The 10,113-nt window shown below is 72.6% G+C and carries 8 protein-coding genes; 4 read left to right on the top strand and 4 right to left on the bottom strand.

Annotation, left to right across the window (positions count from 1 at the left end):
* Positions 1-137: 137 nt before the first annotated feature.
* The 4 genes from GEV28_RS40005 to GEV28_RS40020 are packed head-to-tail and all read right to left on the bottom strand — an operon-like array spanning position 138 to position 4,531.
* Positions 138-1,502 (bottom strand): MmgE/PrpD family protein, encoded by a 1,365-nt coding sequence (locus tag GEV28_RS40005; protein WP_291419223.1) that lies wholly within the window; start codon positions 1,500-1,502, stop codon positions 138-140.
* A complete protein-coding gene (locus GEV28_RS40010) occupies positions 1,499-3,055 on the bottom strand; it encodes a tripartite tricarboxylate transporter permease (protein ID WP_291419224.1) in 1,557 nt (518 codons plus the stop codon). Before GEV28_RS40010 ends, GEV28_RS40005 begins: the two co-directional genes overlap by 4 nt.
* Complete coding sequence (locus GEV28_RS40015; RefSeq protein ID WP_291419225.1) at positions 3,052-3,516, bottom strand: tripartite tricarboxylate transporter TctB family protein; 465 nt, start codon at positions 3,514-3,516, stop codon at positions 3,052-3,054. Before GEV28_RS40015 ends, GEV28_RS40010 begins: the two co-directional genes overlap by 4 nt.
* Entirely contained in the window at positions 3,494-4,531 is a 1,038-nt protein-coding gene (locus GEV28_RS40020) for a tripartite tricarboxylate transporter substrate binding protein (protein ID WP_291419227.1), read from the bottom strand. The genes GEV28_RS40015 and GEV28_RS40020 overlap by 23 nt, the downstream gene beginning before the upstream one ends.
* A 144-nt stretch (positions 4,532-4,675) precedes the next feature.
* Here GEV28_RS40020 and GEV28_RS40025 point away from each other — a divergent pair, with 144 nt between their 5' ends.
* From GEV28_RS40025 to fabG, 4 genes are all read left to right on the top strand, one after another.
* A complete protein-coding gene (locus GEV28_RS40025; RefSeq protein ID WP_291419228.1) occupies positions 4,676-5,995 on the top strand; it encodes an MmgE/PrpD family protein in 1,320 nt (439 codons plus the stop codon).
* Positions 5,992-7,302 (top strand): MmgE/PrpD family protein, encoded by a 1,311-nt coding sequence (locus GEV28_RS40030; RefSeq protein ID WP_291419230.1) that lies wholly within the window; start codon positions 5,992-5,994, stop codon positions 7,300-7,302. The genes GEV28_RS40025 and GEV28_RS40030 overlap by 4 nt, the downstream gene beginning before the upstream one ends.
* 594 nt (positions 7,303-7,896) lie before the next feature.
* On the top strand, positions 7,897-8,988 hold the full coding sequence (locus GEV28_RS40035) for an AbrB family transcriptional regulator (protein ID WP_291419232.1): 1,092 nt from the start codon (positions 7,897-7,899) through the stop codon (positions 8,986-8,988).
* Positions 8,988-9,710 carry a 3-oxoacyl-ACP reductase FabG gene (gene fabG, locus GEV28_RS40040; protein ID WP_291419234.1) on the top strand — a complete coding sequence of 241 codons (723 nt, stop codon included), beginning with the start codon at positions 8,988-8,990 and terminating at the stop codon, positions 9,708-9,710. Before GEV28_RS40035 ends, fabG begins: the two co-directional genes overlap by 1 nt.
* The last annotated feature ends 403 nt before the right edge of the window (positions 9,711-10,113 follow it).

The raw sequence follows: 10,113 nt of genomic DNA on the forward strand, positions 1-10,113 counted from the left end.
GCGTTTGCCGGGGCCCAGATCGCCCCTGGCCGCGTTGTCGGGAAACCCGAATACGACCCGGTATGAGGGATTCCCTCCGCCTCGCCAGGAACGATCTGGATCCCCGGCAAACATCAAACAACCTCGAACTCACGACACTAGCGAGCGGGCCCGGTCAGGAGCTTGCCGAGCTTGCGCGCCTGGCCGAGCTTCGGCAGCCGCTCGATCACGTCGATGACCTCGCGGGCCCGGTCGGCGCCGAGCACCGGCGCGAGCAGGTCGAGCGACTTGTCCACGAGCTCCTGGCGGCTCATCGGGTCGTCGACGGTGCCGCGGACCGCGTCGACGTGCCGGCGCAGCGTTCGGCCGTCCGACATGGACAGCGTGACCGTGGCCGTTCGCACGCCGGACACGTCCGGGTCGGGAACCAGCGTGGTCTTGTCCATCAGCGCGACCACGTCCGGCGCGTGCATGCGCTCGTCGTCGTGGGCCATGGCGAAGCTGAACCGGCCGTCCAGCAGCGAACCGGCGACGAGGTACTGCACGTTGATGTCGGGCATGAGGCGGCGGTCGACGACCTGGGCGAGGTCGCCGGGCAGCACGATCTCGATCTTCTCGACGTCCTCGGCGGCGGGCTCGTCGGACCCGACGAGGTCGAGCACGGCCTGCACGGCGGCCTGCGCGGGGGAGCCGACCGCGAACTTCTTGATGTTGGTGTGCTGGACCTCGTAGCGCTCGCCGAGCCCGGCGGACAGCCGCGCGAGGTCGGCCCGGGGGGAGATCGCGTCGAGGAAGTTGGGGTGCCCGGCGAAGACGTCGTCGACGCCGTCGCCGCCGGCCGCGACCAGGGCGGCCGCCCGCACGCCGTTGGCCGCGGGCATGCCGCCGAAGACGTACGCCTTCTCGACGTGGTTGCCGTCGCGCAGCCACGTGGTGACCCCGCTCGCGCTCTGCGCCGCGTAGGACAGCGCGTGCCGGGCCTGCCGCTCGTCGAGCCGGTGCAGTGCCGCGGCGGCCGCGGCGGCGCCGAACTGGGCGGCGTAGGCGTGGGTCGAGTAGCTGCTCTGCGCGGTCAGCACGGGTGGGCGGCCGAGCGCGAGCACCACCCGGGTGCCCACGTCGTAGCCGACGACGACGGCCCGGACCAGCTCGTCACCGCCGCGGCCGAGCTCCTCGGCGACGGCGAGCGCGGCCGGCACGATGCCGCAGCCGGGGTGGGACAGCGACGCGGGGTGCGAGTCGTCGGTCTCGTCGGCGTGCGCGGCCATCCCGCCCGCGAGCGCCGCGTCCATCGAGCGGGTGCGGATCTGCGTTCCGACCACCGTGGACGGTCCGGCCGGGTGCTGGGTCTCCGCGAAGGCCGCGCCCTGCACGCCGGCGGGCAGCTGCGAGCCGGACACCATCGCGGCGACCGTGTCGAGGATGTGCGCGCACGCCTTGGTGACGACGCCTTCGGGGAGTTCGGCTCTTCGGGCGGCCGCGATGTGGTCGGCCACCCGCTGCGTGTGCTCGCTGACGGTCACGCGTTCCTCCCGGCAGGTTCCTCGGTTGGTGCCTCGGTGGCCGGCTCGACCCGCCTGGTGCGCCGGGACTGGCGGTACAGGTACACCGCAGCGAGCGCGAGCAACGCCCACAGCACGACCGCGGTGGGGGAGCCGAAGAAGTAGCCGATCTCGTTGTTGCCGAGCTCGAGCGAGCGCAGCAGGTTCTCCTCCGCGAGCGGCCCCAGCACCAGGCCGAGGACCAGCGGGATCACCGGGTAGCCGTGCAGCCGCAGGACGAGCCCGAGCAGGCCGAACATGATCGCCACACCGACGTCGAAGAGCGAGTACCGCACCGCGAACGAGCCGGCGAACGAGGCCAGCAGCACGCACGGCACGAGGTACTTCGCCGGCACCTTGGTCACCATCGCGAGCGGGCTGGCGAGCAGCACGCCGAGCGGCATGATCAGGATGCTGGCGAGGATCAGCGCGAGGATCGCGGCGTAGGCCTCCGCGCCGTGGCTGATCAGCACCTGCGGACCGGGCTGGATCCCTTGCAGGTAAAGGGAGGCGAGCACGACGGCCATGGTCGCCGAGCCGGGGATGCCCAGCGTGAGCGTCGGCACGAGCGTGGCGCCGACCGCGCTCGAGTCGCACGCCTCGGCCGCGATCACGCCCTCGGGCGCGCCCTTGCCGAACCGCTCGGGGGTCTTCGAGCGCCGCTTGGCGAAGGAGTAGCTGACGAAGCTCGCGATCGTGGTGCCGATGCCCGGGATCAGCCCGAGCAGGATGCCGAGTGCGTTGGACTGGCCGACAGTTCCCTTGTGCCGCAACGTCTCCCGCGCGCCGCGGACGGCCGCGCGCAGCTCCTGGCCCAGGCTCAGCGTCGGCACGTCGAGCTCCGACTCCGGGCCGCCGCGGTGCCGGGCGACGAGGATGAGCATCTCGCTGACCGCGAACAGGCCGACCAGCGCGGGGATGAACGAGATGCCCTCGTACAGCTCGAGGACGCCGAAGGTGAACCGCTCCTGGCCGGTGGTCGGCCCGCCGCCGACGGTGGCGAGCAGCAGTCCGAGCAGGCCGACGAGGAGTCCTTTTCGGACGCTCTCGCCCATCAGCGACGAGGCGACGACGAAGCCGAGCAGGATCACCACGAACAGCTCGCGGGCGCCGAAGGTCAGCGCGAACCTCCCGAGCGGGCCGAGCAGCGCGAGGACGACGAGCCCGCCGACCACGCCGCCGATCGCCGCGGCCATCCGGGCGATGCCGATGGCGAGGCCGGGTTCGCCGCGCTTGGTGAACTCGTAGCCGTCGAGCGCGGTGACCGCGGCACCCGCCTCGCCGGGCACGTTCACCAGGATCGCCGGCACCGCGCCGCCGAACTGCGCGCCCGCGTAGATGCTGACGATCAGGATCAGCGACGACTCGGTCGGCAGCCCGATCGCGAACGGCAGCAGCAGCGCCGCGGTGTTCGATGTGGACAGTCCGGGCAGCACGCCGACGAGGAAGCCGAGGCACAGGCCGGCGACCAGCCACAGCAGCGGCATCGGCTGGAGCAGCAGGGCGAGGCCGTCGGAGATCGTGTCCAGGTTCATGTCAACCCCAGGAAGCCGGGCGGGAACGGCACCACGAGCAGCCGCACGAAGACGAGGTAGGAGCTGCCGACGATGAGCGCCGTCGCGGCCGCGATCACCAGCGGGTTGCGCACGCCGAAGCACACGAGGCTGCCGACCACCAGCACGACCATCGTCGGGAAGAAGCCGGCGGGCTCCAGCAGCAGGAGCGCGGCGAGCAGCACGACGATGAACGCGAGCAGCCGCGGCACCGCGGCCGGCCCGTCCTCCGTCGCCGGCCTGGTGAGCAGGTCGCGCACGAGGTTGACCGCGCCGATGACGAGGACGGCGACCGCCAGCACGATCGGGTAGGTGGCCTCCGGACCGGTGATGGTGTCGGCCCGCAACAGGAACACGCCTGCGACGGCGAAGGCGATCAGGGCGGGGACGGCCGACCAGGCGAGGCCGGCGATCCCGCGCTCACGGACTTGTGGTGAAGGCATCGGGATCATCCTCGAGAATCGCGCGGATCTCGGCGTCGCTGTCCTTCGCGACCGCCTCGAGCGCGTCCGGATCCAGGTAGTCGAGCTTGGCCTCCTCGCCGACCTCCTTCAGGTCGGCCAGCAGGCCGGGGTCGGACATGGCGTCGTGGATCGCGTCGACCATGGCCCGGTACCGCTTCGGGTAGTCGTCGCGGCAGGCCCGCGGCGCCCACACGCTGTAGCGCGACGAGTTCTCCGCCGCCTGCCGGCCGTCGGGGTCCTCGATCACCGGGGCGTCGTCGGTGATGTCGGCCCAGCGGTTCTCCGGCTGCTGCACGGCGAGCACCCGGGTCGAGTCCTCCAGGCCGAGGCTGTTGAAGGCGCCGGCGTGGGTCATGTCGACCTCACCGGACAGCAGCGCGTTGCGGGACGGGCCGCCGCCGTCGTAGGCGATGATGTTGAACCGGACGCCGAAGGCCTCCTCGATCGCGCGCATGCCCACGTAGTTGTTGCTGGTGCGCAAGGAGACGCTGACCCGGATCTGGCCGGGGCGTCTCTTGGCGTCGGCGATGAGGTCGTCGAAGGTCCGCCACGGCGCGTCGTCCGGCACCCGCAGCACACCGGGCTCGATGCTGACGCCGGCGATCGGGGCGAGGTCGTCGAGGGTGTAGTCGACGTTCTGGGTGAGGTAGGAGAACGTCAGGTGCGGGACGCCGTGGAAGAGCATGGTCATGCAGTTCTGCTCGGCGTTGAGGCCGGCGCTGGTGCCGATCGCGGTGGCCGCGCCGTCGAGGTTCTGCACCATGACCGTCGCGTCGAGGCGTTTCTCCAGGTAGGGCTGGAGCTGGCGCAGCGTCGTGTCGAAGCCGCCGCCGGCCGCGGTGGGGACGACGAAGCGGATGCGTTGACCCGCGTAGTCACTCTTGCCGTTGTCCTCGGCCGGCGGGCGGCCGCCGAGCCCCGAGGTGAGGCCGAGGGCCGCGGCGAGCACGGCGAGGCTGGCGACGCAGACCTTGGTGCCACGGGTGATCGTCATCCGGCCTCCTTGCGCGGCGACGCTTTCCGAATCGTGGAACCACTGCCCACGATTGACCCTGCTCACATTAGGAATATCGATCTTCCGTGTCAACAACTCGTGAACTAGCCTGAGTTTGTGGTCAACTATCCCGCGATACGGAACATGGCTGCTGAGCTGGCGACCGCGCTTGGCTCTCGCTATCGCGGTGCCGGCCTCCCGCCGCCCGCGCACGAGGAGACCGTGCGCACGCTGTTCAACGTGGTGCACACGGCGGTCGGCGCGGCGGCGCACCCGATCGTCGACGGGGTCGTGCGGGCTCATTCGGGTTCCGCCGTGCCGGTGCTGGGCAGGCGTTCGACGCTCGACGCGTACGGCGCCGCGCTGGCCGTCGGCACGGCCGCGCACCTGGACGACTACGACGACACCCACCTGGCGACCGTCATCCATCCCGGTGCGGCGTGCCTCGGTGCGGCGCTGAGCCTCGGCTGGCTGCACGAGTCCTCCGGCGCCGACGTCGTCCGGGCGGTCGGCCTGGGGGTCGAGACCCAGCTGCGGCTGGGGTTGGCGCTGACCGACGCGCACTACGACGCGGGCTGGCACATCACCGGGACATGCGGAGGCGTCGGCGCGGCGGTGACCGCCGGTCTCCTGGCGGGCCTGTCCGACGCCGAGCTGGCGGTGGCGATCGGCCTCGCGGTGAGCCAGACCGTCGGGCACCGGGAGGGCTTCGGCAGCGCGGCGAAGCCGATCAACGCGGGCAAGGCGGCGGCCAACGGTGTGCTGTCGGTCCTGCTGGCGCGCAGTGGCCTGTCGTCCCCACTGTCCAGTCTGGACGGTCCGCGCGGGTTCTTCGCGGTGCTGACCCCGTCGGCCGCGCCGTCGATCGTCCTGGCCGACCTCGGCACCCGGTGGCACCTGCTGGACAACACGTACAAGCCGTACCCGTGCGGGATCGTGTGCCACCCGGCGATCGACGCCGCGGTGGCGTTGTACCCGGCGCTGGCCGGGCGCCGGGTGGTGTCGGCCGAGCTGCGGTGTCACCCGCTGGTTCCGGAGCTGACCGGGAACCCGTCGCCGCTGAACGGGCTGCAGGCGCGGTTCAGCACCGTGCACGGCGTCGCGACAGGGCTCCTCGACGGTGCGGTCGGTCTGCCGCAGTACAGCGACGCGCGGGCCGTCGCGCCCGAGGTGGCCGTGCTGCGGCTGGCGATCTCGCCGCGGCCGGACCCCGCGTGCCGCCGCGACGAGGCGACGCTGACGGTGCTGCTGGACGACGGCTCGTCGCTGTGCGAGCACGTCGAGCACGCGCGCGGGAGCATGGCCCGGCCGCTCACCCCGGCCGAGCTGGCCGCCAAGGGCCGCGGCCTGGTGGAGCCGGTGCTGGGCGCGGGCTGGGCCGACCTGGCCGCGGCCTCGTTCGGGTTGCCGGCCGCCCCCGACTTGCACACCCTGGTCGACGCCGCGACCCCGGAGCAGTCATGACCCTCACCGACGACCTCTGCGCGTTCGCGCACGACCTGAGCTGGGACTCCCTCGACGCGAGCACCCGTGCCGCCACGGCCGAGACGACGGGCAACGCGCTGTGCCTGATGGCCGGCGCGGCGCGGCACCCGGCGGTCGAGGCGGCGGTCGCCGGCTTGGCGGCGCTCGACGGGACCGAGTCCGTGCCGCTGCTCGGCCGGGACGACCGGCTGCCGTCGATGTGGGCCGCGCTCGTGCATGGGATCGCCGGCCACGTCGAGGACTTCGACGACACCCACCCGCCGACGATCATCCACCCCGGACCGCCGGTGGTCGCGGCCGCACTGTCGGCCGCGGTGCGGACCGGCGCCACCGGTGTCGCCCTCCGGGCCGCGGTCGCCGCGGGGGTCGAGGTCGCGCTGCGGGTCGGCGTCGCGTTGATGCCGGCCGCGCTGGACCGCGGCTGGCACCTGACCGGCATCGCGACCCCGGTGGGCGCGGCGGTCGCCGCCGGCCGCCTGCTCGGTCTTTCCGGCGCGGCGCTGCGCGACGCCGTCGGCCTCGCCGCCACCCAGTCCGCAGGTGTGCTCGAGGCACTGGGCACGATGGCGAAGCCGCTGCAGGCAGGCAAGGCTGCGGCGAACGGATTCGAGGCGGCCGTGCTGGCGGCGGGTGGCCTGGACGGTCCGGCCGCCCCGATCGAGGGCCGCCGCGGTCTGCTCGCCCTGCACGCCGGATCGGTCGACGGTGCGCCCGCGGCGCTGGACGGCCTGGGTTCGCGCTGGGAGCTTTCGGCGAACGAGATCAAGCCGTACGCCTGCGGGGTGGTGAGCCATTCGATCATCGACGTGGCCGTCGCCGCCGGTCGTGGTGCGGCCGGCCTGCCGGCGGCGGTGCGCCTGACGGTGAACCCGTTCGTGCTGGTGGCGATGGGCCGGCTGGCGCCTTCGGACAGCCTCGAGGCCAAGTTCAGCGCGACGCACTGTTTCGCCGCCGGGTACCTGCGGGGCCAGGCGGGCCCGGCCGAGTTCGCCGACGAGATCGTGCGGGACCCGGAGGTGGCCGCGTTGCGCTCCCGGGTGACCCTGGTCCCGGACGAGACGGTTCCCCGCTACGGCGTGCGGGCGGAGATCGTCCCCACGTCCGGCGCCGTGCGCCGCGAGACCCAGGACCGGCCGACCCGCCTGGACCCGGAAGGCGTGCGCCGCAAGTCCTTCATGGTGACGGAGCCGCTGCTGGGCACCCGGGCGGCGGAGCTCGTGGCCCTGGCGTACGACCCGACCTCCGCGGTGTCCGACCTCGTGGCAGCAAGTACCCCGACAGCGTGACCCCGCCGCCCACCTCCCTCGTCGCGCGTCGGTTTGTCCACAGGCGCCCTCCTGGTCGGCCGAAACCGTCGGTGGGGCTCGCTAGGCTGGATGTCGGGGGGCCGAAGGCCGCGGTGCGCTGGCCGAGCCGTGGTTGTTGCTGCGCCGGGCATGTCGCGCATCGGGTTGTCCACAGGGGCCGGTTGGGTCGGCCGAAACCGTTGGTGGCCCTCACCAAGCTGGATGCCGGGGGGCCGGAGGCCGCGGGTCAGCCATCCAGCCATGGTGGGCGGCGAGCGGAGCACACCGCGTCGTCGGCTGTCCACAGGCGTGAACGACATCGGCCGAAACTGTCGGTGGCGCTCACTACGCTGGATTCCGGGGGGCCGGAGGCCGCGGCCGGTCGGTGCAGCCGTGGTTGTCGCCCCGCGGAACATGCCCCGCGGCGAGTTGTCCACAGTGGCCGGCCTTCGCGGCTGGAACTGTCGGTCGTCCTCGCTACGCTGGATTCCGGGGGGCCGAAGGCCGACCTCGGGTCCGTTCGGTCCGTGGGCTCGGGGTTTCGGCTCGTTCGGGTCGCGCGCACGAGTCGAGGTCCTGCCGAGGCGTGGCGGCATGACTAGCCACGGGGAGCGGGCGCGGTGGCTGCTCGCCGCGGAGCTCGCCGCCGCCGCGGCGGTGGGTGGGGCGCTCTTCGCGGTCACCGGGCAGGGGATCATCTGGGTTCTCGGCGGCGTGCTCGGCGGGGTCGTCGCCTGCCGGGTCGCGCGCGCGAGCAAGGCCCCGGCGGCGCCGAGTGCCAAGATCCGCAAGACCGGGCAGCTCCTCATCGGCGCGGCGATCGGGCCCGGGATCGCCAGCCAGCGGCTGGAGGCATCGTTCGGCCAGCTGGGGCTCCTGGCCGCCGGGGTGCTCGGCATCCTCGTCGCCTCGCTCGTCGTCGCGCGGATGTACAGCTCGCTCGGCCCCGTCGACGGCCTCACCGCCGGCATGGCCACCCTCCCCGGCGGGATCGGCGTCATGCCGTCGGTCGCCGCGGAGTACGGGAAACCCGTCGGGCTCGTGGCGATCGTCCAGTCGGTGCGGATGACGCTCGTCCTCGTCATGGCTCTCGTCGTCTTCGGCCTGTCCGGCGAGCAGGGCGCGATCCACACCGCGCACAAGACGCTGCTGCCGATGAACTGGCTCTACGTCACCGGACTGCTCGCCGGCTCGCTGCTCGCCTGGTGGGTCGCGGCGAAGCTGCGCATCCCGGTGCCGAGCCTGCTCGGCCCGCTGCTGTTCGGCTGCTTCCTCAGCCTCGGCCTGCGCGCGGCCGGCGTCGCGCCCGAGCTGCTCGCCGCGCCGTTCCTGCAGGAGATCATCGGCCAGGCACTGCTCGGCATCACCGTCGGCGAGTACCTCGCGCAGCGCTACAAGGACGGCGTGGCCGAGCTGCTCGGCGGCATCGCCGGGGTGGTCGCGACGTGCGCCGTCGCGCTGCTGATCGCGCTCGGCATGGCTACCGTCAGCCCGTGGTCGTTCCTGACCAGCCTGCTCATGGTCGCGCCCGGCGGCGCGCCGGAGATGGTGGTCATCGCCGCGGCCACCGGCGGCGAGCTGACCCTCGTGCTGGCCGCGCAGACCGGCCGGCAGGTGATCGTCAACATCCTCATGCCGGTGTGGATCCGACTGTTCACCCGGTTCGACCGACCTGGGAGGTCCTGATGCCGACAGCGCTGGTCACCGGCGCGAGCCGCAACATCGGCCGCGCGACAGCTCTCGCCCTGGCGAACGCCGGCCACGACATCGGGCTGGTCGTCAGGTCCGACCGCGCCGCCGCCGAGGAGGTGGCCGGGCTCGTACGCGCCGCCGGCCGGCGTGCCCACGTCGAGCTGGCCGACGTCCGGGACGCCGCCGCGGTCCACAGTGCTGTGTCCACAGTGGCCGGTTCGTTGGGGCCGATCGGCGTGCTGGTCAACAACGCCGCGGTGCGCAGGGAGCAGCCGTTCGAGGAGATCACCGACGCCGACTGGCACGAGATCCTCGGCGTCGTGCTCGACGGCGCGTTCCACTGCAGCGCGGCGGTGCTGCCGGGGATGCTCGAGCTGGGCGCGGGGCGGATCGTCAACATCGCCGGCGTGACCGGGCAGACCGGCGCGGCGATGCGCGCGCACGTGGTGACGGCCAAGGCGGGGATCATCGGGCTCACCAAGGCGCTGGCGATCGAGTACGCGGGGCGCGGCATCACGGTGAACGCCGTGTCGCCCGGGTTGATCGACACCGCCCGGGACGGGATTCCCCATCACCACAAGGGAAAGCAGATTCCTGTCGGCCGACCGGGCGCGCCGGAGGAGGTGGCGGCGGCGGTGCGCTACCTGGCCTCCGCGGAGGCGGCGTTCGTGACCGGCCAGACGCTGAATGTGAACGGCGGCATCCACCTCGGCTGAGCGGGCGGCTTGGCCGTCCTTCCTCGGTCGTGGAGCACGGGCCCAGCGGCGTATCCGGTCGTGGTTCGGCGACCCGGTAGTCACGTCGGCGCGTTCGCCTCACGCCGGTCGCGGTAGGCAACCCAGGACATGGCCGCCACGGTCCGCTCGCGAGGATGAGCGCGGCAGCCACTTCGACCGCTGCCCAGCCGAAACGGAACGAACGGGAGTGTCAGGATCAACCGAGATCGCACAGTTGAATGGTGGGGCTGGTGTGGGCGTCGGGCCAATGCCGCTAACTTTGGGGTGATCTTGTTGTCAGGCGCCAAAATATGATCTTGGTTTTGGGTGGGAGGGGTTTCTTGTACTCGTCGGTTTGGCGGGGGAAGCGGCCACCGGCCTGTTTCTGTTCGCGGGCGAAGGA

The organism is Actinophytocola sp. (assembly GCF_009379765.1).
GTDB lineage: Bacteria > Actinomycetota > Actinomycetes > Mycobacteriales > Pseudonocardiaceae > Actinophytocola.

Coding starts and splice junctions, on each gene's coding strand:
- GEV28_RS40025 (WP_291419228.1), top strand. CDS start 4,676: ATGGCTGCTGAGCTGGCGACCGCGCTTGGCTCTCGCTATCGCGGTGCC.
- fabG (WP_291419234.1), top strand. CDS start 8,988: ATGCCGACAGCGCTGGTCACCGGCGCGAGCCGCAACATCGGCCGCGCG.
- GEV28_RS40035 (WP_291419232.1), top strand. CDS start 7,897: ATGACTAGCCACGGGGAGCGGGCGCGGTGGCTGCTCGCCGCGGAGCTC.
- GEV28_RS40015 (WP_291419225.1), bottom strand. CDS start 3,516: ATGCCTTCACCACAAGTCCGTGAGCGCGGGATCGCCGGCCTCGCCTGG.
- GEV28_RS40020 (WP_291419227.1), bottom strand. CDS start 4,531: ATGACGATCACCCGTGGCACCAAGGTCTGCGTCGCCAGCCTCGCCGTG.
- GEV28_RS40030 (WP_291419230.1), top strand. CDS start 5,992: ATGACCCTCACCGACGACCTCTGCGCGTTCGCGCACGACCTGAGCTGG.
- GEV28_RS40010 (WP_291419224.1), bottom strand. CDS start 3,055: ATGAACCTGGACACGATCTCCGACGGCCTCGCCCTGCTGCTCCAGCCG.